Source organism: Pseudomonas sp. P97.38 (assembly GCF_001269745.1).
GTDB lineage: Bacteria > Pseudomonadota > Gammaproteobacteria > Pseudomonadales > Pseudomonadaceae > Aquipseudomonas > Aquipseudomonas chlororaphis_E.
In genome coordinates, this window is sequence record NZ_LHVJ01000019.1 from 128,337 (window position 1) to 154,157 (window position 25,821).

Here is a 25,821-nt window from a genome sequence, read left to right on the forward strand (position 1 = left end):
ACACCTCTTCAGAAAACACCCCCTGTGGGAGCGAGCAGGCTCGCTCCCACAGTTTTTTTGCAGGGCGCGCCCATACAGCCGTTCCCCGGCCCTCAGCTATACTCCCCAGCATTTTCAAAGTGCCTGAGGTTTTACTGTGAAGAACTGGACATTGCGCCAACGCATCCTGGCGAGTTTCGCGGTGATCATCGCCATCATGCTGCTCATGGTGGTTGTCTCGTACTCGCGGTTGCTGAAGATCCAGGACAGTGAAGAACGGGTGCGTGCCGATGCGGTGCCGGGGGTGTACTACAGCTCCATGATTCGCGGTGGCTGGGTCGACAACTACGTCCTGACCCAGCAGATCGTCGGCCTTTCCGGAAACCGCGAGCTCACCGCCGAGGACAAGGCCCGCTACCAGGGCTTCGAGCAGCACCTGCGCGAAGAAATACAGAACTATGAAAAACTGATCCAGAACCCCGCCGACCAGGCGTCTTTCGACGAGTTCGAGGCCAACCACCAGGCGTTCAACCAAGCCATGGCCAAGGTCCTGGACTTGTACCAGCGCAAGGACTACGAAGGCGCGCGGCAGATCCTGGACAAGGAGCTGACGCCGGCCTGGATCGGCGGCCGCGGGCACCTGAACCGCATCATCGAACGCAATCGCGAGCTCGCGCAAAACGCCACCCAGACCATCGGCGATGCGGTGACGGCGGCCAAGGTGGCCATGGGCCTGTCATTTCTCGTCGCGCTCATCATCGCGCTGCTGTGCGGGCTGTTGCTGATGCGCGCGATCATGGCGCCGATGAACCGCATCGTGGAGATCCTCGACGTCATGCGCAGCGGCGACCTGAGCGGGCGCCTGAACCTGGCGCGCAAGGACGAATTCGGCGCGGTGGAAACCGGCTTCAACGACATGATGGCCGAACTGACATCGCTGGTGGCCCAGGCCCAGCGTTCGTCGGTGCAGGTCACCACGTCGGTGACCGAGATCGCGGCCACGTCACGGCAGCAACAGGCCACGGCCACTGAAACCGCCGCCACCACCACCGAGATCGGCGCGACGTCTCGGGAAATCGCCGCCACGTCCCGCGACCTGGTGCGCACCATGACCGAGGTTTCCACCGCTGCCGACCAGGCCTCGGTGGCCGCCGGCTCTGGCCAGCAAGGCCTGGCGCGCATGGAAGACACCATGCATTCGGTGATGGGCGCCGCCGACCTGGTGAACGCCAAGCTGGCGATCCTCAACGAGAAGGCCGGCAACATCAATCAGGTGGTGGTGACCATCGTCAAGGTGGCGGACCAGACCAACCTGTTGTCCCTCAACGCCGCCATCGAGGCCGAGAAGGCCGGTGAATACGGGCGCGGCTTCGCCGTGGTGGCCACCGAAGTGCGTCGCCTGGCCGACCAGACCGCCGTGGCGACCTACGACATCGAGCAAATGGTGCGCGAGATCCAGTCCGCCGTATCGGCCGGTGTGATGGGCATGGACAAGTTCTCCGAAGAAGTGCGTCGAGGCATGGCCGAGGTGCAGCAGGTCGGCGAGCAGCTGTCGCAGATCATCCATCAGGTCCAGGCCCTGGCGCCGCGGGTGTTGATGGTCAACGAAGGCATGCAGGCCCAGGCCACGGGGGCCGAGCAGATCAACCATGCCCTGGTGCAACTGGGCGATGCCAGCAGCCAGACCGTGGAGTCCTTGCGCCAGGCCAGTTCCGCGATCGATGAACTGAGCCAGGTGGCCGTAGGGCTGCGCAGTGGCGTCTCGCGTTTCAAAGTCTGATGGGCGAATTCGAGACCCGGCATGGCACCGTGCCGACGGCCCGCCAGGCGCTGTTCCTGGTGTTTCGCATCGGCAACGAACGTTATGCGTTGCAGGCCATCGATGTGGTGGAGGTACTGCCGCGCCTGCCCCTCAAGCCCATTGCGCGAGCGCCGGCCTGGGTGGCGGGCGTGTTTGCCTGGCGCGGTACGGTGGTGCCGGTGATCGACCTGTGCGCCCTGACATTCGGCCAGGACGCCGAGGCCCGCACCAGCACGCGCTTGGTGCTGGTCCATTACCGGCCCGACAGCGGCCAGGCGGGGCATGTGCTGGGGCTGATCCTGGAACAGGCCACCGACACCTTGCGTTGCGATCCGGCGGACTTCCAACCCTATGGCCTGGAGAACCGGCAGGCGCCGTACCTGGGCCCTGTGCGCGAAGACGCCCAGGGGTTGCTGCAATGGGTGCGGGTCAATGACCTGCTCGACGCGTCGGTTCACGCCATGTTGTTCCCCACTCCGCCGCTCAACCCGCATGATTTCGAGGCGCGGCCATGAGCAGTGATCAACGCTTTTTCGACTTCCTCAAGGCGCGCATCGGCCTCGACGTGACGTCTGTTGGCACCGCCATCATCGAGCGGGCGGTGCGCCAGCGCATCCTGGCCGTGGTAGGACGAACCGCCGATGAGTACTGGCAAACCCTGCAGCATTCGACCCAGGAACAGCAGGCGCTGATCGAAGCGGTGATCGTCCCGGAGACCTGGTTCTTTCGCTATCCGGAGTCGTTCGCGACCCTGGCCAGGCTGGCCATCAAACGCCTGGCCGAGATCAACCACCTGCGTGCGTTGCGCGTCCTCAGCCTGCCGTGCTCCACCGGCGAGGAACCCTATTCCATCGCCATGGCCTTGTTCGACGCGGGCCTCAAGCCCCATCAGTTCAAGGTCGATGGCCTGGACGTCAGCCCGCTGTCGGTGGAGCGGGCCAGGGAGGCGCGCTACTACAGGAACTCCTTCCGTGGGGCGGACCTGGGTTTTCGCGAGCGGTATTTCGTCGCTGAAGATGACGGCTATCGCCTCGACGAACGGGTGCGCGAGCAGGTGCGCCTGCAAGTGGGCAACCTGCTGGATCCGGCGTTGCTGGTGAACGAGGCGCCTTATGACTTTGTGTTTTGCCGCAATCTGCTGATCTATTTCGACCAACCGATCCAGCAGCGGGTGTTCGAGGTGCTCAAGCGCCTGACCCACCAGGACGGCGTGCTGTTTATCGGCCCGGCCGAAGGCAGCCTGCTGGGGCGGCTGGGCATGCGTTCAATCGGCGTGCCCCAATCGTTCGCCTTCAGCCGCCAGGGCGTCGCCGAGCCACAACCGTTGCCGGCCTTGGCGCCGACCCCGCCACCGGTGCGCCAGCCGCCACCGCGGGTTGTCCCCCCGGTGGCGAGGCCCCGGCCATTCGCCGCAACGGTGGCGCCGGTTGCCGAGCCAGGAAACCGCGAGGCTGACGCCTTGCTGGCGCAGATCGCGGCCCTGGCCAACGGTGGCAAAAGTGCCGAGGCCCGTGCGGCGTGCGAACAGTATCTGCGCAACCACGCGCCGGTGGCCCAGGTGTTCTATTGGCTGGGGTTGCTCAGCGACATGGCCGGCGACGCACTCCAGGCCCAGGGTTTCTACCGCAAGGCGCTTTATCTTGAACCGCAGCACGCCGAGGCCCTGGTGCACCTGGCGGCGCTGCTGGCTTCCCAGGGAGACGCGGCTGGCGCGCGTCGATTGCAGGAACGCGCCGCGCGCAGTGGGCGCGCGGCAGACAGTGAGCGTAAACAATGAGCGGTCCGGCTTCTTACCACGTCATCCATGACGAGGCCCAGGCAATCGACGATTGCTGGAACCGTATCGGGATCCATGGCGACAAGTCCTGCCCGCTATTGGTCGAGCACATCCACTGCCGCAATTGCTCGGTGTATTCGGCCGCCGCTACGCGGCTGCTGGACCGCTACGCCTTGCAGCAGGATGACCGGGCGCGGGTCCAGGCGCCGGTGGACAGCGACCTTGTCACCCGCTCGTTGCTGATGTTTCGCCTGGGTGAAGAGTGGCTGGGCCTGACCACCCGCAGCCTGGTGGAGGTCGCGCCGTTGCAGCCGATCCATTCGTTGCCGCACCAGCGTTCGCGGGCCTTGCTGGGCGTGGCGAACGTGCGCGGGGCGTTGGTGGCCTGCCTGTCGCTGGCGGAGCTGTTGGACCTGGAACCCGGCGGCACCACGGCGTCCGGCGCCCGGAGCCAGCCGCGCATGCTCATCGTCGCCGCCAAGGGCGGGGCGGTGGTGGTACCGGTGGACGAGGTGGACGGTATTCATGCCATCGACGAACGCATCCTGGCGAACGCTTCGCCGTCCGCCGGCAAGTACACCCGTGGCGTGTTGCCCTACAAGGGGCGCAGCCTGCGCTGGCTGGACGAAGAACAGTTGTTGTCTGCCGTGACCCGGAGCCTGTCATGACCCCTGACCAGATGCGCGACGCGTCGCTGCTGGAGTTGTTCAGCCTGGAGGCCGAAGCCCAGACCCAGGTGCTGAGTGCCGGGCTGCTGGCCCTGGAACGTGACCCGACCCAGGCCGATCACCTGGAGTCATGCATGCGCGCCGCGCACTCGCTCAAGGGCGCGGCGCGGATCGTCGGGGTGGACGCCGGGGTCAGTGTGGCCCACGTGATGGAGGATTGCCTGGTCAGCGCCCAGGAACGGCGCCTGGTGCTGACGGCCGAGCACATCGATGCCTTGCTGCAAGGCACCGATCTGCTGACGCGCATCGCCACGCCGGGCAACGACGTGGGCGCCGCGGAGATCGAGGCCTATGTCAGCCTGATGGGGCGTTGGCTGGATCCCAGCGTCGTGCAGGACGCGCTGGTGACGCCGGCCAGGATCGAGGTGCCGGTGGCGCCGGTCCGCGTCGAGTTGCCCGAGCCGCAAGCCCCGCAGCCCGCGGAGCCGGCCACCAAGGGCAAGCGGGTCATCGAAGGTGGCGAGCGGGTCCTGCGGGTGACCGCCGAGCGCCTCAACGGTTTGCTCGACCTGTCGAGCAAGTCCCTGGTGGAAACCCAGCGCCTCAAGCCCTGGCTGGCGACCCTGCAACGGCTCAAGCGCCAACAGGGCAATGGCTTGCGTGCCCTTGAGGCGTTGAACGTGCACCTCAAGGAACACACCCTGAGCCTGCAAGCCCAAGAAGCCCTCGACGATGCGCGGCGCTTATTGGCCGAGACCCAGCAACTGTTGGCGCAGAAAACCGCCGAGCTGGACGAATTCGCCTGGCAGGCCGGTCAGCGGGCGCAAGTGCTGTATGACACGGCACTGGCCTGCCGCATGCGCCCGTTCGCCGATGTGCTCTCCGGCCAGGTGCGCATGGTGCGCGACCTGGGGCGCAGCCTGGGCAAGCAAGTGCGCCTGGAAATCGAAGGCGAGAAAACCCAGGTCGACCGCGATGTGCTGGAGAAGCTCGAGGCGCCGCTGACCCACCTCTTGCGCAACGCCGTGGACCATGGCATCGAAACCCCGGAGCAACGGCAACTGGCCGGCAAGCCCGCCGAAGGCCTGATTCGCCTGCGGGCCTCTCACCAGGCCGGGTTGCTGGTCCTGGAGCTGGCCGACGACGGTGCCGGCGTGGACCTGGAGCGGGTCCGTCGCAGCATCGTCGAGCGCGGCCTGTCCCTTGAGCAGACGGCCGCCAGCCTGAGCGAAGAGGAGCTGCTGACGTTCCTGTTCCTGCCCGGTTTCAGTCTGCGCGACAAAGTCACCGAAGTGTCCGGGCGCGGTGTCGGCCTGGACGCCGTCCAGCACATGGTCCGACAGTTGCGCGGGTCGGTGGTGCTGGAGCAGACGGCGGGCGAGGGCAGCCGTTTCCACCTCGAAGTGCCGTTGACGCTGTCGGTGGTGCGCAGCCTGGTGGTGGATGTCGGCAACGAGGCCTATGCCTTTCCCCTGGCCCACATCGAGCGGATGTGCGACCTGGCGCCGGAAGACATCGTCCAGGTCGAAGGACGCCAGCATTTCTGGTACGAAGGTCGGCACGTCGGCTTGGTGGCGGCCACCCAATTGCTCAATCGCCCGGCGACGCAGAACAACCAACAGACCCTCAAAGTGGTGGTGATCCGCGAGCGTGAGGCGATCTATGGCGTGGCGGTGGAGCGTTTCATTGGCGAGCGGACCCTGGTGGTCCTGCCCCTGGACGAACGCCTGGGCAAGGTCCAGGACATTTCCGCCGGGGCCCTGCTGGACGACGGCTCGGTGGTGTTGATCGTCGACGTCGAAGACCTGTTGCGTTCGGTGGACAAGCTGCTCGACACCGGGCGCCTGGAGCGCATTGCCCGGCAGGACCAGGCCCAGGCCCCGCGCAAGCGCATCCTGGTGGTGGACGATTCGCTGACCGTGCGCGAGCTACAACGCAAGCTGCTGCTGGGGCGCGGTTACGACGTGGCGGTGGCGGTGGACGGCATGGACGGCTGGAACGCCTTGCGTTCGGAAGACTTCGACCTGCTGATCACCGACATCGACATGCCGCGCATGGACGGCATCGAGCTGGTCTCCCTGCTGCGGCGCGACAACCGTCTGCAATCGCTGCCGGTGATGGTGGTGTCCTACAAGGACCGCGAAGAAGATCGCCGTCGTGGCCTGGACGCCGGCGCCGACTATTATCTAGCCAAGGCGAGCTTCCATGACGACGCCTTGCTCGACGCCGTGGTCGAATTGATCGGAGGAGCACGCGCTTGAAGGTCGCCATCGTCAATGACATGCCCCTGGCGGTCGAGGCCCTGCGCCGCGCCCTGGCATTAGAACCGGCGCACCAGTTGGTCTGGGTGGCCGCCAATGGCGCCGAGGCGGTGCAGCGCTGCGCCGAATACACCCCGGACCTGATCCTGATGGACCTGTTCATGCCGATCATGGACGGCGTGGAGGCGACCCGGCGGATCATGGCCGACACGCCGTGCGCGATCGTGATCGTCACCGGTGACAGTCAGCAGAACGTCCACCGCGTGTTCGAGGCCATGGGGCACGGGGCGCTGGACGTGGTCGACACGCCGGCCCTGGGCGTCGGCAACCCGGCCGATGCGGCGGCGCCCTTGTTGCGCAAGATCGCCAACATCGGCTGGTTGATCGGTGAGCGCGGCAACCGCGAGCGCTCGGCGCCGGCGTCGCAGCGTGCGGCGGTATCGCGCAAGCGCCTGGTGGCCATCGGCTCGTCGGCCGGCGGCCCGGCGGCCCTGGAGATCCTGCTCAAGGGTTTGCCGCGCGACTTTGCCCCGGCCATCGTGCTGGTCCAGCACGTGGACGAGGTATTTGCCGCGGGCATGGCCGAGTGGCTGAGCAGTGCCTCGGGGCACACCGTTCGCCTGGCCCGGGAAGGCGAGACACCCCAGGGCGGCACGGTGCTGCTGGCCGGGACCAACCATCACCTGCGGCTGTTGAAGGACGGCACCCTGGCCTACACCGCCGAGCCGGTGCACGAGATCTACCGCCCTTCCATCGACGTGTTTTTCGAGAGCGTCGCGCACTTCTGGAGTGGTGACGCAGTGGGTGTATTGCTCACCGGCATGGGGCGCGATGGCGCGCAAGGGCTTAAACTGATGCGCCAGCAGGGTTGCGTGACCATCGCCCAGGACCAGAGCAGCAGCGCGGTCTACGGTATGCCAAAGGCCGCCGCCGCCATCGATGCTGCCGCCCATATACTTGCCCTGGACCGCATAGCGCCAAGGCTGTTGGAGATTTTTGCCCCATGATGACCCCCGGCCGTCTTGCCTCAGGCCGTATTCAGGTAAGCCCCCATGCATGATTTACAGCTCGACGAATTCAAGAGCGACGAGAACGCCGCGATGGTCCTGCTCGTCGACGACCAGGCGATGATCGGCGAGGCGGTGCGGCGCGGGCTATCGAATGAAGAAAACATCGACTTCCACTTCTGCTCGGACCCGCACCAGGCCATCGCCCATGCAATCCGCATCAAGCCGACGGTGATTCTCCAGGACCTGGTGATGCCCGGCCTCGATGGCCTGAGCCTGGTGCGCGAATACCGCAACCATCCGGCCACCCGCGATATCCCGATCATTGTCCTGTCCACCAAGGAAGACCCGCTGGTCAAGAGCGCGGCATTCGCCGCGGGGGCCAACGACTATCTGGTCAAGTTGCCCGACAACATCGAACTGGTGGCGCGCATCCGCTACCACTCGCGCTCCTACATGATGCTGTTGCAACGCGACGCGGCCTATCGCGCCCTGCGCATCAGCCAGCAGCAATTGCTCGACACCAACCTGGTGCTGCAACGGCTGATGAACTCCGACGGCCTGACCGGGCTGTCGAACCGGCGGCATTTCGACGAGTACCTGGAGCTGGAATGGCGCCGGGCGATGCGCGACCAGAGCCAGCTGTCGCTGCTGATGATCGATGTGGATTACTTCAAGTCCTACAACGATAACTTCGGCCACGTGGAGGGCGACGAAGCCCTGCGCAAGGTCGCCACGGCGATCCGCGATGCCTGCAGTCGCCCCTCCGACCTGCCGGCCCGCTACGGTGGCGAAGAATTCGCCTTGGTCCTGCCTGGCACTTCGCCTGGCGGCGCCCGGTTGATGGCCGAAAAGCTGCGCCAGAGCGTGGTCGCCCTGAACATCCCCCACAACACCCCCGACGGCGGCGCGAACCTGACCGTCAGCATCGGCGTCTCCACCGTCACTCCGCAGCAGGGCGGCGACAGCCGGCAACTGATCTCGGCGGCGGACAAGGGCCTGTACATGGCCAAGCACAATGGGCGCAACCGGGTGGGTATCGAATAACGCCCAAGGCAACAGGGGGATTTTTGTGGCGAGGGGATTTATCCCCGTCGGGCTGCGTAGCGGCCCTGTAAGAGCGACTAGCGGGTAAGTCAGGTGAGCCGACTTGGCTGCTTTGGGGCTGCTTCGCAACCCAGCGGGGATAAATCCCCTCGCCACAAGGGCCGGAGTCTGGCCCTTACTCTGAATCTCCTTCCTCCAAAGCCGCCAGGCGGGCTGCCGCTGGCGCGTGATTACGTTATACTCGCCGGCTTTCAAAAGTTCGCCAACGAGTGCTGCCCGCCATGGAAATCAACCCGATCCTGAACACCATCAAGGACCTGTCCGAGCGCTCCGAAACTATTCGGGGGTATCTTTGACTACGATCAAAAGCATGAGCGCCTGACCGAAGTCAATCGCGAGCTTGAAGATCCGAGTGTCTGGAACAAACCTGAATACGCCCAGGAACTGGGCCGCGAGCGTTCTGCGCTGGCGCAGATCGTCGAGACCCTGGACGAACTGGCCAGCGGCCTGAGCGATTGCCGCGACCTGCTGGACATGGCCGTCGAGGAAAACGACGAAGGCGCGGTCGGCGATGTCGTCGCCGAACTGGCCCGCCTGGAAGAATCCCTGGCCAAGCTGGAATTCCGCCGCATGTTCAGCGGCGAGATGGACATGAACAACGCCTACCTGGACATCCAGGCCGGTTCCGGCGGCACCGAAGCCCAGGACTGGGCCAACATCCTGCTGCGCATGTACCTGCGCTGGGCCGACAAGCGCGGTTTCGACGCGACGATCATGGAACTGTCGGCCGGCGAGGTCGCCGGGATCAAGGGCGCCACCGTGCACATCAAGGGTGAATACGCCTTTGGCTGGCTGCGCACCGAGATCGGCGTGCATCGCCTGGTGCGCAAGAGCCCGTTCGACTCCGGCAACCGTCGCCACACCTCGTTCTCGGCGGTGTTCGTGTCGCCCGAAATCGACGACAAGGTCGAGATCGAGATCAACCCGGCGGACCTGCGCATCGACACCTATCGCTCCTCGGGTGCCGGTGGCCAGCACGTCAACACCACCGACTCGGCCGTGCGGATTACCCACGTACCGACCAACACCGTGGTCAGCTGCCAGAACGAACGTTCCCAGCACGCCAACAAAGACACCGCGATGAAAATGCTCCGGGCCCGCCTGTACGAGCAGGAGATCCAGAAGCGCAACGCGGCGTCCCAGGCCTTGGAAGACAGCAAGTCGGACATCGGCTGGGGTCACCAGATCCGTTCGTACGTGCTCGATGCCTCGCGCATCAAGGACCTGCGCACCAACATCGAACGCAGCGACTGCGACAAGGTGCTCGACGGCGACATCGACGAATACCTGGAAGCGAGCCTCAAGCAAGGCCTGTAACGCGACACCCATGCGCCGGGCAGGCCCGCTCCCAAGAGAGGCGCGAGGCTTGCCCGCCCACTCCGGCCCGGCGCTGGAGGCAACGAACCTGTGATGGAAACCTTAAAGACATGAGCGACCTAGAACTCGACCCGCAAGCCCTGCAACAGGAAGAAAACGCCCTGATCGCCCTGCGCAAGGAAAAGCTGGCTGCCGAGCGCGCCAAGGGCCAGCCTTTCCCGAATGACTTCCGCCGCGACGCGTATTGCGACGTGCTGCAGAAGACATACGCGGACAAGACCAAGGAAGAACTGGCCGAGGCGGCGATTCCAGTCAAGGTGGCCGGTCGCATCATGCTCAACCGTGGGTCGTTCATGGTGATCCAGGACATGACCGGGCGCATCCAGGTCTACGTCAACCGCAAGACCCTGCCGGAAGAAACCCTGGCCGCCGTCAAGACCTGGGACCTGGGCGACATCATTGCCGCCGAAGGCACCCTGGCTCGCTCCGGCAAAGGCGACCTGTACGTTGAAATGACCCACGTGCGCCTGCTGACCAAGTCCCTGCGCCCGCTGCCGGACAAGCACCACGGCCTGACCGACACCGAACAGCGCTATCGCCAGCGCTACGTCGACCTGATCGTCAACGAAGAGGTGCGCCAGACGTTCCGCGTACGCTCGCAGGTCATCGCCCACATCCGCAGCTTCCTGATGAAGCGCGACTTCCTCGAAGTCGAGACGCCGATGTTGCAGACCATCCCTGGCGGTGCGGCGGCCAAGCCGTTCGAGACCCATCACAACGCCCTGGACATGGAAATGTTCCTGCGTATCGCCCCCGAGCTGTACCTCAAGCGCCTGGTGGTCGGTGGCTTCGAAAAAGTCTTCGAGATCAACCGCAACTTCCGTAACGAAGGCGTCTCGACCCGGCACAACCCCGAGTTCACCATGCTCGAGTTCTACCAGGCCTACGCCGATTACGAAGACAACATGGACCTGACCGAGGAACTGTTCCGCGAGCTGGCGCAGCTGGTGCTCGGCACCACCGACGTGCCGTACGGCGACAAGGTGTTCCACTTCGGCGAGCCATTCGTGCGCCTGTCGGTGTTCGACTCGATCCTCAAGTACAACCCGGACATCAGCGCTGACGACCTGCGGGACATCGACAAGGCCCGTGCCATCGCCAAGAAAGCCGGTGCCAAGGTGCTCGGCTTCGAAGGCCTGGGCAAGCTGCAGGTGATGATTTTCGAAGAGCTGGTCGAGCACAAGCTCGAGCAGCCGCACTTCATCACCCAGTACCCGTTCGAAGTGTCGCCGCTGGCCCGTCGCAACGACGAAGACCCAAGCGTGACCGACCGCTTCGAGCTGTTCATCGGTGGCCGCGAAATCGCCAACGCCTACTCCGAGCTCAATGACGCGCAAGACCAGGCCGAGCGCTTCATGGCCCAGGTGGCCGACAAGGACGCCGGCGACGACGAAGCCATGCACTACGACGCTGACTTCGTGCGTGCCCTGGAGTACGGCATGCCGCCGACCGCTGGTGAAGGCATCGGCATCGATCGCCTGGTGATGTTGCTGACCAACTCGCCGTCGATCCGGGATGTCATCCTCTTCCCGCACATGCGGCCGCAAGCGTAAGGGTTTCAAATAAAAAGCCGCCTGGAAGGGCGGCTTTTTATTGCCTGTCTGGTACAAACGTATCAATTGGTTACTTTTGAAAGAGCGAGGAAAGACCTGTCGTGAATCGTGCAATGGCTTCAGAAGGTGCCGCGGGCGTCGCCACGGCTGTCGCTGAAAGTGTTCAGTACCAGGGCCGTAAGGCCAGCCGACAGGGCAGTGAGCAGCGGCGCCAGGAGATTCTCGACGCAGCCATGCGCATTGTGGTGCGCGATGGCGTGCGTGCGGTTCGCCACCGCGCCGTGGCCGCCGAGGCGGGCGTGCCGCTGTCGGCCACGACGTATTATTTCAAGGACATCGATGACCTGCTCACCGATACCTTCGCCCAGTACGTGGAACGCAGCGCGGCGTTCATGGCCAAGCTGTGGACCAGCAACGAAGGCCTCTTGCGTGAAATGGTCGCCTACGGTGACGGCAGCGCCGAGTCCCGCTCGCAGTTGGCGGACGACATTGCCCGGATGACCGCCGACTACGTGCAACACCAACTGGACAGCCGTCGCGAGTACCTGATGGCCGAGCAGGCGTTTCGCCAGGAAGCACTGCTCAACCCGCGCCTGGCGCAACTGGTGCGTTCCCACCAGCAGATCCTGCTGCACGGCACCTGTCAGTTTTTCCAGGTATTGGGCTCCCGCGAACCGCAACAGGATGCCAAAGTGTTGACGGCGATTATCGGACGGATGGAATATCAGGGCTTGCTCAATGGCGCCGAGCCGGTCGCCGGTGAAGATATGCTCGGTATCCTGACCCGCTACATGCACCTGGTATTGGCGTCGGTGTAACCCATCTTGGGGGGCACCATTGTCCTGTGGCGAGGGAGCTTGCTCCCGCTTGAGTGCGCAGCACTCACAAAATGGGGCCGCTGCGCAGCCCAGCGGGAGCAAGCTCCCTCGCCACAGGGACCGGGCGTCTACCATAGGGAGTTCCAATGAAAACCTGGCGTGCCGTTGTACTGGCCGTGTCGTTGCTGCTGCTAAGTGGCTGCCTGGTGTCGTTCAAGACGCCGCTGCCCGACGCCGAGGCGGCGCCCAAGGGCCTGCTCGGCCAGTGGACCAGCACCAATGCCTGGGGCGAGCCGCTGAACCTGGAACTGACGAAGGTCGGCAAGCACCGCTACCAGGCCATCAGCTACTTCAGGGCCAGGCCCCAGGAACGCGAAGCCATCCCGCTCACGGTCTCGCGCCATGGCAGCCGCTGGTACCTGTCGGCCAAGGTGCCGGCCCGTTATGGCGGTCATTTCGTGATCGCCGGCTTCGAACTCACCGACAAGCACGAGCTGGTGGTCTACAACCTGGACCTGGAGCAGGTCAACCAGGCCATCGACCAGAAGATTCTCAGCGGCCAGGTGAACCAGAGCGAGGCCGGTGACGGCGTGCTGGTGGACAGCGACATGGACAAGGTCTTCAGTTACCTCGACGATCCGGCCAATTCCGACGTGTTCTCGGAGGCCGTGCGCTACCAGCGGCAGGCCAGATCCCAATAATCGCAGCAGGCAGATGTCTTTTCACAGGAGTTACGGGTGGACGATTACCAGCAGACGATACGCACCTTGTCCGATCGCATTGTGCTGGCGCAAACGCCGATCCGCGTCCTCGATGCGGTGAAGTGGGACGAGAACATCCGCAAAGGGTTTCTCAAGGCCAAGGGCAAGGAAATGCCCGCCGTGGACCGCGACTATTACCTCAATCGACCGCTGTCCTTCGATTCCAGCAAGGTGAAGCTGGAGTTCCAGAACATCGAGCGCGACATCACCCGCCAGCTCGGGCAGTTCAACCCGGTGGGCCAGATCATGCGCCGCATGTGCAAGGAGTACCGCATGGTGGTGCGCATGCTCGAAGCCCGGGGCACCGAGGATTTCGGGCTGATTTCCCAGGAGCTCTACGGCGCGGCCTCCGACGCCTTCCACGCCGGCGACCCGACGCTGGCCGACCTGGGCCTGATGCTGTCCGACTACCTGAACAACATCGACGGCCGTGGCGACCTGAAGGACGAGCCGAAGATCCTCAGCGCCCAGGACGCCGTCAGCCTGCTGCAACACCGGCTCAACCGGGTGTTCGGCGAGGCCGAGGAAACCATCCGCGTGTTCGAGTCCGATGGGATCGTCGCCGACGCGGCGGCGGGCGCGGACTACATCAAGATCCGCACCGATGCGATGTTCAATGAGCGGGATGTGCGGGCGCTGGAGGTCCACGAAGGGCTGGTGCATGTCGGCACCACTCTCAACGGGCTGAACCAGCCGATCTGCACCTTCCTGTCCAAGGGCCCGCCCTCGTCCACGGTGACCCAGGAAGGCCTGGCGATCCTGATGGAGATCATCACCTTCGCTTCCTATCCGAGCCGGCTGCGCAAGCTCACCAACCGCACCCGCGCCATCCACATGGTGGAGGAGGGCGCCGATTTCCTGCAGGTCTTCGAATTCTTCCGCGAGCAGGGCTTTGAGATGGCGGAAAGCTACGGCAACGCCAGCCGAGTGTTCCGTGGCTCGGTGCCGACCGGCCTGCCATTCACCAAAGATTTGTCCTACCTCAAGGGCTTCATCATGGTTTACAACTACATTCAGCTGGCCGTGCGCAAAGGCAAGCTGGAGCAGGTGCCGCTGCTGTTCTGCGGCAAGACCACCCTGGAGGACATGCGCACCCTGCGGCAATTGGTGGACGAGGGCCTGGTCGTGCCGCCCAAGTACCTGCCCGAGCAGTTCCGCGACATGAATGCACTCTCGGCCTGGATGTGCTTTTCCAACTTCCTGAACCACCTGAGCCTGGATCGGATCGAAGCGGATTATTCCAATATCCTTTGAATACAACACCCAACCTCTGTGGGAGCGGGCTTGCTCGCGAAAGCGGTGTATCAGTCGACATCATCGTTAGCTGACACACCGCTTTCGCGAGCAAGCCCGCTCCCACTGGGATGGCGTTCCAACTCTGATTTTTGCGAGGTTTCACCGGATGCGAACCCTCGGCATCTTTTGCCTGTTGCTGGCCTTGAGCGGTTGCAGTTCGCTGCTGTTCTACCCTGAGCGTGGCCTGCCGTTCACCCCGGAGCGGGCCAAGCTCGACTATCGTGATGTCACCCTGGTCACCGCCGACGGCCTCAAGCTGCGAGGCTGGTGGCTACCGGTCAAGCCGGGTGTCGAGGTCAAGGGCACGGTGCTGCACCTGCACGGCAACGGCGGCAACCTGGCCTGGCACCTGGGCGGGAGCTGGTGGCTGCCGGAGCAGGGCTACCAGGTGCTGATGGTCGACTACCGGGGGTATGGCGTGTCCGAGGGCGAGCCGAGCCTGCCGGCGATCTACCAGGATATCGACGCCGCGTTCCAATGGCTCGACCGGTCCGCCGATGTCCAAGGCAAGCCACTGGTGTTGCTCGGCCAGAGCCTGGGAGGCGCGTTGGCGGTGCATTACCTGGTGGAGCATCCGCAGCGCCAGCGACAGCTCAAGGCGCTGGTGCTCGACGGCGTACCGGCCAGCTATCGCGATGTCGGGCGGTTTGCCCTGAGCACCTCGTGGTTGACCTGGCCGTTCCAGGTGCCGTTGTCCTGGCTGGTGCCGGACGGTGACAGCGCGATCAGCTCGATGGCGCAATTGACCGGCGTGCCGAAACTGATCTATCACAGCCTGGACGACCCGATCGTGCCCCTTTCCAACGGCATCCGCCTGTACCAAGCTGCGCCGCCGCCCAGGGTCCTGCAATTGACCCGTGGCGGGCATGTACAGACATTCGCCGACCCGACCTGGCAAACCGTGATGTTGCGCTACCTCGACGACCCCACGCATTTCGACGGCCTGCGTCGCCTGGGCGAAGTGCCGAATTATCCGAAATCACCCGATCAATCCCCAGAGAGTCCGCAATGAGCGAAGAACGTAACGCCATCCCCCTGATCATCACCGGTATCTGCAGCATCCTCGGCACTGTCGCGGTGTTGTGGTACTACGGTTACCTGCACTTCGCCAAGCCCGAGGACGCGTTGCTGCTCAACGAATTCACCATGCTCAAGACCGTGCCGGGCGAAGACTACAAAGTCTCTCTGGAGCCCGCGCCCCAAGTGGCCCAATGCATCGACGGTGTGTTGGTGCTGTTTGACACCGAGCAGAAAGGCCTGACCGGTGTGCTGATCAACGAAAAGAAACGCGCCGTGCGCTGCATGGGCCAGGAGACGCCGCAGAAGCTGCAGCCTTGAGCTGATCCATTCCCCTGTGGGGAAGTGTTCGGCAATGAAAAAGCCCCGCCTGACTGGGTCAGGCGGGGCTTTTTCATTGCCGTCAACCGATCAGTTGGCGCTCATGCTCGAACGCGGGGCGACGGGTTGGTTGTCGTTGGAAATGGTCACCTCCACGCGACGGTTCATGGCTCGTCCCGAAACGCTGTTGTTGTCGGCGACCGGGAATTCCTTGCCATAACCCTGGGTCACGATGCGGGCCGGATCGACGCCCATTTTCACCAGGGCAGTGCGCACGGAGCTGGCACGGCGCTCGGACAGCGATTGGTTGTAGGAGTCCGAACCGGTGCTGTCGGTGTAGCCTTCGACGATCACCTTGCGGTCCGGGTTTTCCTGGAGGAACTGTGCCAGTTTGTTCACGTTGACCAGGCCGCTGGAGCGCAGGTCGGACTTGTTGGTGGCGAACAGCACGTCACCGAAAGTCACCAGCGTACCGCGTTCGGTCTGCTTGGCGTTCAGGCTGTCCTGCAGTTGCTTGATCTGCGCATTGCGGGCATCGAGCAGCGCACGGGCGCGTTCGTCACCGGCGTTTTTCAGCGCGGCCTCGGCGTTGCGCAGGGCGATGGTCTGCTTGGCCACTTCAACACGCTGGTTGGTCAGGTAGGCCAGTTGGTCGACCTTGGCTTCGTCTTCCCGGTCCAGGTAAGCCTTGTCGGCCTTGGCCAGGAAATCGGCTGCGTCCTTGGTTTCCAGGGCTGCCACCTTGGTCGCCGCTGGGTCAGCCTGCAGGCCGTTGTAGTTGGTGCGGGCCTGTTCCAGGTTCGCGTTCGGGTCATGGGAGCAAGCGGCCAGGGCTACGCAGGCAGCGAGCAGGGCGGGCATCATCAAGTGTTTGTGCATCATAGTCTGTCGTCCTTTTATCAATGAGAAGTACGTCGTGGCCTGAACCGATTACTGAATCTTGTTCATGCCTTCCTGACGCAGTTCCTGAACCCCTTTCTGGGAATCCTTGAGTGCTTGTTCCGCTTTGGCGGCCTGGGCCTTGCGCTCGGCGACGCGAGCATCCCACTCGGCCTGTTCGGCCAGACGCTTGGCTTCGTCGTATTTCTTGTCGTGCATGGCCAGTTCGGCTTGCTTGAGCTTGTCCTGGGCCGATTTCATTTCCACCGCGGCGAATTCGGTACCACCGGCCGTCACGGCGCTGTTGACCGCCGATTGGGTCACCGCGTACTGCTCCGAAGGTGGGTTGCCCGCGCAACCGGCCAGGATGAAGCTGCTACCGATGGCCAGGGCAGCCAGCTTGAGGCCGCGCAGGCCCGCGGATGAGGGTTTCGCAGTGCAGGTATTCATAGGCTTCAACTCCATTGGAAAACTCCTGAAAAAAACTACAAATCCATGCTGGGACCGAAACCGTGACGTCTGTTTAGGCGCGGAGGCCAGGGCGCGTTTATTAAAACGGCCGTTCCAGTATGGTTATTCGGTGTGACCCGAAGCTTTTTTCAAAAGTTCAGCGGAGGTGGCCATTCGCCAAAAGAATTGCTGACTGATTGGTCAATGGCAAAAAAGCTGAACTTTCAAGGCGTGCAGCGGTATTCCCGGCGCCAGTCATGGCGTCCGGGAGACCACGAGCGGGAAGGGAGTCAGTGTTTCGGCTTGTCGTTCTGCGAGGAAAGCTCATGCAGATGCCTACGCGACAAGGCGAGGAATCTCGGCGTCGGGCCGACGTCTTCGTACAGCGGGTCACCTTCTTCATCGGTGGCGACCACCTGCTGCCCCTTGACGTACGGGAAGCTCGCTTCGAGTTCTTCCAGCGCGGCCCCGATCAGTTCGCCCAGCAGTTCCTCGGGCTGGCGCTTGGGGTACATGTCACAGATTGCCGCCAGTCGTGCCGCGGCTTCGACGTCCAGGTGAATCGTGTAGCCGGTCTGGGTCAGGCGACCCTTGGCGTTTTCTTCCCAATGCTGGGCAAGCTCACGGATTTTCATGATGGCCTCAATAAGTCTGCTTATGGCAGGCGTGGTGAGTGGCAAGCCGTTGTGTGGCCTATTCATCAGACTAGCTTTGTCCTACAAGGTTTAAAGACCCTTCGTCGCTTGTCATAAACGACCGGCATCGGCACTCTCTATGGCAACGCGTCTACCCCGTTCGCTGTCCGGACCTTTTGCTGGAGAACTGCTGATGACCGATATCGATGCCCGCTTGCGCGAGGACGTCCACCTGCTCGGCGAGCTGCTGGGCAATACCATTCGCGAGCAGTACGGCGACACGTTCCTCGACAAGATCGAGCAGATCCGCAAGGGCGCCAAGGCCGATCGGCGCGGCTCGGCGGATGCCGAACTCAGTGCCAGCCTCAACGCGTTGAGCGAAGACGAGCTGCTGCCCGTGGCGCGGGCATTCAACCAGTTTCTCAACCTTGCCAACATCGCCGAGCAGTACCAGCTCATCCACCGCCGCGAAGAGTCGCAGCCGGCTCCCTTCGAGGCCCGGGTGTTGCCCGAGCTGCTCGCCCGGTTGCGGGCCGAGGGCCACGGCGCCGAGGCCCTGGCGCGGCAATTGGGACGGCTGGAGATCGAGCTGGTGCTGACGGCCCACCCCACGGAAGTGGCCCGGCGTACGCTGATCCAGAAATACGACGCCATCGCCGCGCAACTGGCGGCCCAGGACCACCGCGACCTGACCAGCGCCGAGCGGGCGCAGATTCATGAGCGCCTGCAACGCTTGATCGCCGAGGCCTGGCATACCGAGGAAATCCGTCGCACCCGCCCGACCCCCGTGGACGAGGCCAAGTGGGGCTTCGCGGTGATCGAGCATTCGCTGTGGCAGGCCATCCCCAATTACCTGCGCAAGGCCGATCAGGCCCTGCACGCGGCCACCGGGCTGCGCCTGCCGCTGGAGGCCGCGCCGATCCGTTTTGCTTCGTGGATGGGCGGCGACCGGGACGGCAACCCGAACGTCACGGCGGCGGTAACGCGCGAAGTGCTGTTGCTGGCGCGGTGGATGGCGGCGGACCTGTACTTGCGTGACGTCGATCACCTGGCCGCCGAGCTGTCCATGCAGAACGCCAGCGACGCCTTGCGTGCCCTGGCGGGTGACAGCGCCGAACCCTATCGCGCCGTGCTCAAGCAGTTGCGCGAGCGCCTGCGGGCCACCCGCAACTGGGCCCACGCGGCCTTGAAAGGTGCCACGCCAGCGTCCGCCGATGTGCTGCAGAGCAACCGCGAACTGCTGGACCCGCTGGAGCTGTGCTACCAGTCGCTGCATGAGTGCGGCATGGGCGTGATCGCCGACGGGCCGTTGCTCGATTGCCTGCGCCGGGCAGTCACCTTCGGCCTGTTCCTGGTGCGCCTGGACGTGCGCCAGGACTCGACCCGCCATTGCTCGGCCATGACTGAAATCACCGACTACCTGGGCCTGGGTCGCTACGAGGACTGGAACGAGGAACAGCGCATCAGTTTCCTGCTGGAAGAGCTGAACAACCGGCGCCCGCTGTTGCCTGCCCATTTCAAACCATCGGCCGACACGGCCGAAGTGTTGGCCACGTGCCGTGAAGTGGCGGCGGCACCTGCGGCGTCCCTGGGCTCCTACGTGATCTCCATGGCCGGCGCGGCTTCCGACGTGCTGGCGGTGCAACTGTTGTTGAAAGAGTCCGGCGTGCTGCGCCCGATGCGGGTGGTGCCGCTGTTCGAAACCCTGGCCGACCTGGACAATGCCGGGCCGGTGATCGAGCGGCTATTGCGGCTGCCGGGCTATCGCTCTCGGCTGCAAGGCCCCCAGGAAGTGATGATCGGCTATTCCGACTCCGCCAAGGATGCCGGTACCACGGCGGCGGCGTGGGCTCAGTACCGGGCCCAGGAACGGCTGGTGGACATCTGCCGCGAGCAGCAGGTCGAACTGCTGTTGTTCCACGGTCGCGGCGGCACGGTCGGGCGTGGCGGCGGTCCGGCCCACGCGGCGATCCTGTCCCAGCCGCCGGGTTCGGTGGCCGGGCGTTTCCGCACCACCGAGCAGGGCGAAATGATTCGTTTCAAATTCGGCCTGCCGGACATCGCCGAGCAGAACCTCAACCTGTACCTCGCCGCCGTGCTGGAAGCGACCCTGTTGCCGCCGCCACCGCCGACCCCCGAGTGGCGGCACCTGATGGACGAACTGGCCGCCGACGGTGTCAACGCCTACCGCGCGGTGGTGCGGGAGAACCCGCAATTCGTCGAGTATTTCCGCCAGTCCACGCCCGAGCAGGAACTGGGTCGCCTGCCGTTGGGCAGCCGTCCGGCCAAGCGTCGGGCCGGCGGGATCGAAAGCCTGCGGGCGATCCCCTGGATCTTTGGCTGGACCCAGACCCGCCTGATGTTGCCGGCCTGGCTCGGTTGGGAAACCGCCCTGGGCAAGGCGCTGGAGCGGGGTGAAGGCCAATTGCTCGGCCAGATGCGCGAGCAGTGGCCATTCTTCCGTACCCGCATCGATATGCTGGAGATGGTGCTGGCCAAGGCCGACGCCGATATCGCGCGCTCCTACGACGAACGCCTGGTGGAACCTGAGTTGCTGCCATTGGGTGCGCATTTACGCGACCTATTGTCGCAGGCCTGTTCGGTGGTACTGGGGTTGACCGGGCAGTCGCAGCTGCTGGCACATAGCCCAGACACCCTGGAATTCATCCGCTTGCGCAACACCTACCTCGACCCGCTGCACCTGTTGCAAGCTGAACTGCTGGCCCGCTCGCGGCAACCCGAGGTCGCCCAGGGCAGCCCCGTGGAACAGGCGTTGCTGGTGTCTGTGGCAGGGATTGCCGCCGGTTTGCGCAACACCGGCTAAGCTCCAGCAGCGCACCGAAACGGCCCGTCCGGGGTTCCCGGACGTCGGCCGCGGAGGGAGGGAAGAGGTCGACCAAGCGACAGTTTGTTGTTCGGTTGCGACTCTCGCCACCTCCGCCAAAGGTCGCATCAGGCGCCGGTTCCTCCGACTTTTGGCGGCTTGTGTGGGTCGGGCCTGCTGTGTATCTTGATCAGCCTTTGGCCGTTTGGGCGGTCACGATTCCAGATTTTCCGAGATTGGCCCCACGAGGCGAATCCGAGCGTTTTACATAAAAAATTGAGGAGCACATCGATGCGCGTCATTCTGCTGGGAGCTCCCGGGGCCGGTAAAGGTACTCAGGCAAAGTTCATCACCGAGAAATTCGGTATCCCGCAAATCTCCACGGGCGACATGCTGCGTGCCGCGGTCAAGGCGGGCACCGAGCTGGGCATCAAGGCCAAGAGCATCATGGATGCCGGTGGCCTGGTGTCGGATGACCTGATCATCGCGCTGGTCAAGGATCGCATCGCTCAGGCCGATTGCGCCAAGGGCTTCCTGTTCGATGGTTTCCCACGCACCATTCCCCAGGCTGAAGCGCTGGTTGAAGCTGGCGTGGAACTCGATCACGTAGTCGAGATCGCTGTCGACGACGAAGAGATCGTCCAGCGCATCGCCGGTCGCCGCGTCCACGAGCCGTCCGGTCGTGTCTACCACACCGTCTACAACCCGCCGAAACTGGCCGGCAAGGACGACATCACCGGCGAAGAGCTGGTGCAGCGCAAGGACGACACCGAAGAGACCGTGCGTCATCGCCTGTCGGTCTACCATTCCCAGACCAAGCCGCTGGTGGCGTTCTACCAGAACCTGTCGGCCGCCAAGGGCAAGCCGAAGTACAGCCACATCCCGGGGGTTGGCTCGGTCGATGCGATCACCGGCAAGGTGCTCGAAGCGCTCAGCTGAAAAGTCTGATTCGCTGTGACAACTACGGCCCGCTTGCGGGCCGTAGTTGTTTATACTGGCGCTCTTTTTCCCCACCTGATTCGGACACATCGATGAGCACCTTGCTGGCCCTGGACACCGCGACTGAAGCTTGCTCCGTTGCCTTGCTGCACGACGGCAAGGTCACGAGCCATTACGAGGTGATTCCGCGCCTGCATGCCCAGAAGCTGTTGCCGATGATCCAGCAGTTGCTCAGCGACGCCGGGACCACCTTGCAGGCGGTGGACGCCATTGCCTTCGGGCGTGGGCCCGGGGCGTTCACCGGCGTGCGCATCGCCATCGGCGTGGTCCAGGGATTGGCGTTCGCGCTGGAGCGTCCGGTGTTGCCGGTGTCCAATCTGGCGGTGCTGGCCCAGCGTGCGTTGCGCGAGCACGGTGCACGGCAGGTCGCTGCCGCCATCGACGCCCGCATGGACGAAGTGTACTGGGGCTGCTACCGCGAAACCGACGGCGAGATGCGCCTGGTGGGTGCAGAAGCGGTGTTGCCGCCGCAGGTCGCGGCTTTACCAGGCGATGCCGCTGGCGAGTGGTTCGGAGCCGGGACCGGCTGGGGCTACGGCGAGCGGATCGCCGTCAACCTCTGCGGCCAGGACGCGGCCATGTTGCCTCACGCCGAAGACCTGCTGGCCCTGGCACGCTTCGCCTGGGCCCGAGGCGAAGCCGTCCCGGCGGACCACGCCCAGCCGGTGTATCTGCGCGACAAGGTGGCGGTGCCGAAGGCCGAGCGCTAGATCCTCTCCCTCGCCACAGGCGCAAAGGTCGAAAGTCATTTCCCCGCTCAAAAGTCACACCCTTTATCGCCAGTCGTCACTTTTTTCGACCGTTTTTAAACCTTTTTGGCTTTATGTGTTCTAGTTATCACTAGCGCATTTGCGCGGCTGCGAAAGTGCCGCTAAATTGCCATCATTGATACCGAGCATTCTGTCATGCGTATAGACGGCGTTTCCTCACAGTCCTATCCCATCAAGCGCAAGCCGCGTGCAGGCAAGGCTGTCGAGCCTGAGTCGCTCGATGATATCGATGGCGAACTGGACGCCCCGTCCGAAGAACAACTGGCTGCCCGCGCCGCCAAATCCGCCGCGCAGCGCCTGAGCAACCTTCCCGCCCGCCAGCAAGACATGCTGTATCACCGCGCCATGAAGCGCAGCGTCGCCACGGCCCTGGCCAGCTACCTGAGCACCGCCGGTTTCGTCGATTGGGATATGGAAGTGCTGGGCCTCGACCTCTACATCTGATGGGCTTGCCTTACTACCTGGGCTGCCCCTCCTGGAGCGAAAACGCCTGGCGTGATTACCTCTATCCCCAAGACGCCAAAAGCGCCGATTTCCTCAGCCTCTACTGCCAAGTGTTCAATGCCGTGGAAGGCAATACGACGTTCTACGCCAGCCCGTCTGCCGCCATCGTGCAGCGTTGGGCCGATGCCATGCCCGAACACTTTCGTTTCACCGCCAAGTTGCCCGGTGACATCAGCCACAATGGCGATTTGCGTGAGCAGTTAGCAGCCACCGAGACCTTCGTGCAGTTGCTCAGCCCCTTGGGTGAGCGGGTTTCGCCGTTCTGGTTGCAGTTGTCCAAGGCCTTCACCCCGCATCGGCTCGGCGAGCTGGCGGCGTTCATCGACGCCTTCGAGCGGCCACTGGCCGTGGAAGTGCGCTACGATGAGTTCTTTGCCAAGGGTGACGCCGAGCGACAGCTCAATCGCCTGCTGCTCGACCGTGGTGTCGAGCGCATCTGCCTCGATCCGCGGGCCCTGTTCAGTTGCACCTCCACCGAACCTTCGGTGCTCCACGCGCAATCGAAAAAGCCCCGGGTGCCGCCTCGGCCAACAGCCTTTACCCAATGCCCACAAGTGCGCTTCATCGGTCATCCGGTACTGGAAGCCAACGAACCGTTCCTGACGCCCTGGGTGGAGAAAGTTGCCGGCTGGATCGAAGAAGGGCGCACGCCGTATGTCTTCCTGCACACCGCCGATAACCTGCTGGCGGCCAAACTCGCGCAACACTTTCACCAGCGATTGATGCGTCGATTGCCTGGCTTGCCAGCCCTGCCTGAGCTATACAGAGAGCCCGCCGCCGAGCAACTGGGTTTGCTCTGAGGCCTACCCCTTTCTGCTCAGGAGCGAACTACATGGATGCGCAAACCCGTCGAGCCCAGGCGTTCAAGGCCTTGCACGCACGCGAAGGGGCTTTCGTCATTCCCAACCCGTGGGATGCCGGTTCCGCCAAGATGCTCGCCACCCTCGGCTTTGAAGCCTTGGCGACCACCAGTGCCGGTCACGCGTTTTCCCTGGCGCGGCCGGACGGAGGCCTGGGGCTGGAAGCCACCTTGGCCAACGTGCGGGCCATCGTCGCCGCCACCGACCTGCCGGTGGCGGTCGACCTGGAGAATGGGTTTGCCGATGACCCCGAAGCCTGCGCTCAAAACCTGCTTCGGGCCGCGGAGGCCGGGGCGGTGGGGGGATCGATCGAAGATGCCACGGGGCGTGAAGACAGCCCGATCTATTGTTTCGAACAGGCCGTGGCACGGGTCAAGGCGGCCGCCGAAGCGGTGGCCAGCTTGCCGTATCCCTTCCTGCTCACGGCCAGGGCGGAAAACTTCCTGCATGGCAATCCTGACCTGGATGACACGATTCGACGCCTGAAGGCGTTCGCCGATGCCGGTGCCGATGTGCTCTACGCCCCTGGGCTCAATACGGCCGAGCAAGTGCTCGCGGTGGTCCGGGCCGTGGCGCCGAAACCAGTGAACGTGTTGATGTCCGGGGCGCTGGACCTGACTGTGGCGCAGTTGAGCGAGATGGGCGTCAAGCGCATCAGCGTCGGTTCGGCCCTGGCCCTGGCCGCGTATGGCGAGTTCTTCCGCGCCGCCGAGGAAATCCAGCAGCAGGGCACGTTCACCTTCACTCGCCGCTCGATGCCGTTCAAGCAGGCCAACGAATTGTTCAAGGGTTGATGGCCGAGGCAGTGTCGTGCGGGTCTTGAAAGGTTTCCTGTGGCTGGGATTGATCGCCGGTGTGGCCGGGGTGGGGGTGTGGCGCGGTTGGCTGTCGCTGCCTCCCCAGTGGAATCCCTGGGCGCCGCTGGACGTCAACCTGGTGCCGAACCTGCTGACCCGCTACAAGCTCATGGCCCTGCGCAACGACCCGCAACTGTGCGACCAGGCCCTCGCCACGTCGGGGCTACGGGTCGCTCGCCAGGCCGACAGCCCTGGCAATGCCGATTGCCCGCTGACCAATGTGCTGCGGGTGCAGGGCGGCGAGGTTGGGTTGAGCAGCAGCTTCCTCGCCAGTTGCCCGTTGGCGGTGGCTTTCGCGCTGTTCGAGCGTCATGCGTTGCAGCCGGCGTCGGCGGCGGCCTATGGACAGAAGGTAACGCGGGTCGACCACCTCGGCAGTTTCGCCTGCCGGAACATGTACGGCCGTGAAAGTGGCGCACGCAGCCAGCATGCCACGGCCAGCGCCCTGGACATAGCCGGGTTTCGCCTGGCCGATGGCCGCGCGGTCAGCGTGCTCAAGGACTGGCCCCGGAACAACGCCGATGCGCAGTTCCTGCGACAGGTGCGTGACGGTGCCTGCGACATGTTCAGTGTGGTCTTGAGCCCGGACTACAACGCGGCGCACCGCAACCATTTCCATCTGGATGTGGGGCCCTGGTGGATCTGTCGCTGATCAGGCGGCGATGCGCAGGTTCTGCAGCACGATAGGGCGAGCCCAGCGCGTGTCGAAGTCCAGTGCTTTCTGCTGGGCCACGATTTCGTCTTCCGGGAACGGCGGGAACGGCTTGTCCAGCAAGTCGAGTTCCAACTCGGCAATCGGCAGGTGCAAGGGCCGTGGTTGCGGTGCCGGGCCCGGTTCTGGCAGCGGTTGGCCGGCGGTGAGGACGAGCGGGCGAACCCAGTGGCTCTCGAAATCCTGCTGCTTTTGCTGGGCGACGATTTCGTCTTCCGGGAACGGCGGGAATGGCTTGTCCAGCAGGTCGAGCTCGAATTCGGCGATCGGCAGGAACAGCGGCTCCGGCGGTGCGATCGGGGTGTCTTTCACGTCACAGGTGCGCTGGCTGACGATGTGGTCCAGCAGTTCGGCGCCGAGGGTCGGTTCAACGGCCTCATCGAGGGCGACGGGCTGGTAGCTGCCCGGCGCCGGCGCGGCATCACCCAGTTGATCGGCCAGGGCCTGGGCAAAGAAATCCTGCCACAGGTGACTGACGCCGCTCAGTGCTTGGGTATTGCGCAGGCGGTAATCCCCGTACGGGGAGATCACGCCTATCGATGTGGATTGAATGTCTGACATTTTCTCGGTCGACGCTCAGCTCTGGCA

The 25,821-nt window shown here is 64.1% G+C and carries 25 protein-coding genes; 21 read left to right on the top strand and 4 right to left on the bottom strand.

Translation table 11 applies throughout. The annotated features are described in order from the left end of the window. Nucleotides 1-136: 136 nt before the first annotated feature. The 14 genes from AD664_RS16110 to AD664_RS16175 all read left to right on the top strand — a co-directional run bounded on the left by AD664_RS16110 (nt 137) and on the right by AD664_RS16175 (nt 15,743). Complete coding sequence (locus AD664_RS16110) at nt 137-1,759, top strand: methyl-accepting chemotaxis protein (RefSeq protein WP_053147825.1); 1,623 nt, start codon at nt 137-139, stop codon at nt 1,757-1,759. Beyond that, nucleotides 1,759-2,295, top strand: coding sequence for a chemotaxis protein CheW (locus tag AD664_RS16115; RefSeq protein WP_042730678.1), 537 nt, complete (start codon nt 1,759-1,761; stop codon nt 2,293-2,295). The genes AD664_RS16110 and AD664_RS16115 overlap by 1 nt, the downstream gene beginning before the upstream one ends. Next, on the top strand, nt 2,292-3,557 hold the full coding sequence (locus AD664_RS16120; protein WP_053147828.1) for a protein-glutamate O-methyltransferase CheR: 1,266 nt from the start codon (nt 2,292-2,294) through the stop codon (nt 3,555-3,557). The genes AD664_RS16115 and AD664_RS16120 overlap by 4 nt, the downstream gene beginning before the upstream one ends. Then, a complete protein-coding gene (locus AD664_RS16125; protein WP_053147830.1) occupies nt 3,554-4,225 on the top strand; it encodes a chemotaxis protein CheW in 672 nt (223 codons plus the stop codon). Before AD664_RS16120 ends, AD664_RS16125 begins: the two co-directional genes overlap by 4 nt. Next, entirely contained in the window at nt 4,222-6,486 is a 2,265-nt protein-coding gene (locus AD664_RS16130; protein ID WP_042730681.1) for a hybrid sensor histidine kinase/response regulator, read from the top strand. Before AD664_RS16125 ends, AD664_RS16130 begins: the two co-directional genes overlap by 4 nt. Then, nucleotides 6,483-7,493 carry a chemotaxis response regulator protein-glutamate methylesterase gene (locus AD664_RS16135; protein ID WP_047736736.1) on the top strand — a complete coding sequence of 337 codons (1,011 nt, stop codon included), beginning with the start codon at nt 6,483-6,485 and terminating at the stop codon, nt 7,491-7,493. The genes AD664_RS16130 and AD664_RS16135 overlap by 4 nt, the downstream gene beginning before the upstream one ends. Before the next feature lie 45 nt (nt 7,494-7,538). Next, on the top strand, nt 7,539-8,540 hold the full coding sequence (locus AD664_RS16140) for a PleD family two-component system response regulator (protein WP_042730683.1): 1,002 nt from the start codon (nt 7,539-7,541) through the stop codon (nt 8,538-8,540). Nucleotides 8,541-8,821: 281 nt separating this feature from the next. Next, nucleotides 8,822-9,917, top strand: a protein-coding gene (gene prfB / locus AD664_RS27545) for a peptide chain release factor 2 (protein ID WP_123579921.1) whose coding sequence is annotated in 2 segments (ribosomal slippage) — nt 8,822-8,893 and nt 8,895-9,917 — 1,095 coding nt in all. Because the reading frame shifts where the segments join, the coding sequence is not laid out codon by codon here. Nucleotides 9,918-10,027: 110 nt separating this feature from the next. Beyond that, the gene (gene lysS / locus AD664_RS16150; protein ID WP_042730685.1) at nt 10,028-11,530 is read left to right on the top strand and encodes a lysine--tRNA ligase; all 1,503 of its coding nucleotides are present in this window, start codon (nt 10,028-10,030) and stop codon (nt 11,528-11,530) included. A gap of 101 nt (nt 11,531-11,631) precedes the next feature. After that, nucleotides 11,632-12,348: a TetR/AcrR family transcriptional regulator gene (locus tag AD664_RS16155; protein ID WP_042730686.1), complete on the top strand. Its 717-nt coding sequence runs from the start codon at nt 11,632-11,634 to the stop codon at nt 12,346-12,348. A gap of 146 nt (nt 12,349-12,494) precedes the next feature. Next, nucleotides 12,495-13,049: a hypothetical protein gene (locus tag AD664_RS16160; protein ID WP_042731038.1), complete on the top strand. Its 555-nt coding sequence runs from the start codon at nt 12,495-12,497 to the stop codon at nt 13,047-13,049. A gap of 36 nt (nt 13,050-13,085) precedes the next feature. Next, on the top strand, nt 13,086-14,363 hold the full coding sequence (locus AD664_RS16165) for a flavohemoglobin expression-modulating QEGLA motif protein (protein ID WP_042731037.1): 1,278 nt from the start codon (nt 13,086-13,088) through the stop codon (nt 14,361-14,363). A gap of 148 nt (nt 14,364-14,511) precedes the next feature. Further along, nucleotides 14,512-15,417 carry an alpha/beta hydrolase gene (locus AD664_RS16170; RefSeq protein ID WP_042731036.1) on the top strand — a complete coding sequence of 302 codons (906 nt, stop codon included), beginning with the start codon at nt 14,512-14,514 and terminating at the stop codon, nt 15,415-15,417. After that, nucleotides 15,414-15,743 (top strand): hypothetical protein, encoded by a 330-nt coding sequence (locus AD664_RS16175; RefSeq protein WP_053147832.1) that lies wholly within the window; start codon nt 15,414-15,416, stop codon nt 15,741-15,743. Before AD664_RS16170 ends, AD664_RS16175 begins: the two co-directional genes overlap by 4 nt. Before the next feature lie 90 nt (nt 15,744-15,833). Here AD664_RS16175 and AD664_RS16180 read toward each other — a convergent pair whose 3' ends face one another. From AD664_RS16180 to AD664_RS16190, 3 genes are all read right to left on the bottom strand, one after another. Next, entirely contained in the window at nt 15,834-16,622 is a 789-nt protein-coding gene (locus AD664_RS16180; protein ID WP_042731039.1) for an OmpA family protein, read from the bottom strand. A 51-nt stretch (nt 16,623-16,673) separates the two neighbouring features. Further along, nucleotides 16,674-17,087: a DUF4398 domain-containing protein gene (locus AD664_RS16185; RefSeq protein ID WP_042731034.1), complete on the bottom strand. Its 414-nt coding sequence runs from the start codon at nt 17,085-17,087 to the stop codon at nt 16,674-16,676. Nucleotides 17,088-17,362: 275 nt separating this feature from the next. After that, complete coding sequence (locus AD664_RS16190; protein WP_042731033.1) at nt 17,363-17,707, bottom strand: hypothetical protein; 345 nt, start codon at nt 17,705-17,707, stop codon at nt 17,363-17,365. Nucleotides 17,708-17,900: 193 nt separating this feature from the next. Between AD664_RS16190 and ppc the strand changes: the two genes are divergently transcribed. The 7 genes from ppc (at nt 17,901) to AD664_RS16225 (ending at nt 25,173) form a co-directional block, all read left to right on the top strand. Continuing rightward, complete coding sequence (gene ppc / locus AD664_RS16195; protein WP_053147834.1) at nt 17,901-20,531, top strand: phosphoenolpyruvate carboxylase; 2,631 nt, start codon at nt 17,901-17,903, stop codon at nt 20,529-20,531. Nucleotides 20,532-20,822: 291 nt separating this feature from the next. Next, entirely contained in the window at nt 20,823-21,470 is a 648-nt protein-coding gene (gene adk / locus AD664_RS16200) for an adenylate kinase (RefSeq protein ID WP_042731031.1), read from the top strand. A 92-nt stretch (nt 21,471-21,562) separates the two neighbouring features. After that, on the top strand, nt 21,563-22,240 hold the full coding sequence (gene tsaB / locus AD664_RS16205; RefSeq protein ID WP_053147836.1) for a tRNA (adenosine(37)-N6)-threonylcarbamoyltransferase complex dimerization subunit type 1 TsaB: 678 nt from the start codon (nt 21,563-21,565) through the stop codon (nt 22,238-22,240). Nucleotides 22,241-22,435: 195 nt separating this feature from the next. Then, entirely contained in the window at nt 22,436-22,744 is a 309-nt protein-coding gene (locus AD664_RS16210) for a hypothetical protein (RefSeq protein WP_053147838.1), read from the top strand. Further along, nucleotides 22,744-23,604 (top strand): DUF72 domain-containing protein, encoded by an 861-nt coding sequence (locus tag AD664_RS16215; protein WP_053147840.1) that lies wholly within the window; start codon nt 22,744-22,746, stop codon nt 23,602-23,604. The genes AD664_RS16210 and AD664_RS16215 overlap by 1 nt, the downstream gene beginning before the upstream one ends. A 32-nt stretch (nt 23,605-23,636) precedes the next feature. Then, nucleotides 23,637-24,458: an oxaloacetate decarboxylase gene (locus AD664_RS16220; protein ID WP_047736727.1), complete on the top strand. Its 822-nt coding sequence runs from the start codon at nt 23,637-23,639 to the stop codon at nt 24,456-24,458. Between the two features lie 16 nt (nt 24,459-24,474). Beyond that, nucleotides 24,475-25,173 (top strand): extensin family protein, encoded by a 699-nt coding sequence (locus tag AD664_RS16225; RefSeq protein WP_053147842.1) that lies wholly within the window; start codon nt 24,475-24,477, stop codon nt 25,171-25,173. Here AD664_RS16225 and AD664_RS16230 read toward each other — a convergent pair whose 3' ends face one another. After that, nucleotides 25,174-25,794, bottom strand: coding sequence for a hypothetical protein (locus tag AD664_RS16230; RefSeq protein ID WP_053147845.1), 621 nt, complete (start codon nt 25,792-25,794; stop codon nt 25,174-25,176). It lies immediately after the preceding gene. Between the last annotated feature and the right edge of the window lie 27 nt (nt 25,795-25,821).

What these genes read in the sequence shown, in the direction of transcription:
- AD664_RS16115 (WP_042730678.1), top strand. Translation starts at nt 1,759, where the DNA reads ATGGGCGAATTCGAGACCCGGCATGGCACCGTGCCGACGGCCCGCCAG.
- AD664_RS16120 (WP_053147828.1), top strand. Translation starts at nt 2,292, where the DNA reads ATGAGCAGTGATCAACGCTTTTTCGACTTCCTCAAGGCGCGCATCGGC.
- AD664_RS16125 (WP_053147830.1), top strand. Translation starts at nt 3,554, where the DNA reads ATGAGCGGTCCGGCTTCTTACCACGTCATCCATGACGAGGCCCAGGCA.
- AD664_RS16130 (WP_042730681.1), top strand. Translation starts at nt 4,222, where the DNA reads ATGACCCCTGACCAGATGCGCGACGCGTCGCTGCTGGAGTTGTTCAGC.
- AD664_RS16140 (WP_042730683.1), top strand. Translation starts at nt 7,539, where the DNA reads ATGCATGATTTACAGCTCGACGAATTCAAGAGCGACGAGAACGCCGCG.
- lysS (WP_042730685.1), top strand. Translation starts at nt 10,028, where the DNA reads ATGAGCGACCTAGAACTCGACCCGCAAGCCCTGCAACAGGAAGAAAAC.
- AD664_RS16160 (WP_042731038.1), top strand. Translation starts at nt 12,495, where the DNA reads ATGAAAACCTGGCGTGCCGTTGTACTGGCCGTGTCGTTGCTGCTGCTA.
- AD664_RS16170 (WP_042731036.1), top strand. Translation starts at nt 14,512, where the DNA reads ATGCGAACCCTCGGCATCTTTTGCCTGTTGCTGGCCTTGAGCGGTTGC.
- AD664_RS16175 (WP_053147832.1), top strand. Translation starts at nt 15,414, where the DNA reads ATGAGCGAAGAACGTAACGCCATCCCCCTGATCATCACCGGTATCTGC.
- AD664_RS16180 (WP_042731039.1), bottom strand. Translation starts at nt 16,622, where the DNA reads ATGCACAAACACTTGATGATGCCCGCCCTGCTCGCTGCCTGCGTAGCC.
- AD664_RS16185 (WP_042731034.1), bottom strand. Translation starts at nt 17,087, where the DNA reads ATGGAGTTGAAGCCTATGAATACCTGCACTGCGAAACCCTCATCCGCG.
- AD664_RS16190 (WP_042731033.1), bottom strand. Translation starts at nt 17,707, where the DNA reads ATGAAAATCCGTGAGCTTGCCCAGCATTGGGAAGAAAACGCCAAGGGT.
- ppc (WP_053147834.1), top strand. Translation starts at nt 17,901, where the DNA reads ATGACCGATATCGATGCCCGCTTGCGCGAGGACGTCCACCTGCTCGGC.
- adk (WP_042731031.1), top strand. Translation starts at nt 20,823, where the DNA reads ATGCGCGTCATTCTGCTGGGAGCTCCCGGGGCCGGTAAAGGTACTCAG.
- tsaB (WP_053147836.1), top strand. Translation starts at nt 21,563, where the DNA reads ATGAGCACCTTGCTGGCCCTGGACACCGCGACTGAAGCTTGCTCCGTT.
- AD664_RS16210 (WP_053147838.1), top strand. Translation starts at nt 22,436, where the DNA reads ATGCGTATAGACGGCGTTTCCTCACAGTCCTATCCCATCAAGCGCAAG.
- AD664_RS16215 (WP_053147840.1), top strand. Translation starts at nt 22,744, where the DNA reads ATGGGCTTGCCTTACTACCTGGGCTGCCCCTCCTGGAGCGAAAACGCC.
- AD664_RS16220 (WP_047736727.1), top strand. Translation starts at nt 23,637, where the DNA reads ATGGATGCGCAAACCCGTCGAGCCCAGGCGTTCAAGGCCTTGCACGCA.
- AD664_RS16230 (WP_053147845.1), bottom strand. Translation starts at nt 25,794, where the DNA reads ATGTCAGACATTCAATCCACATCGATAGGCGTGATCTCCCCGTACGGG.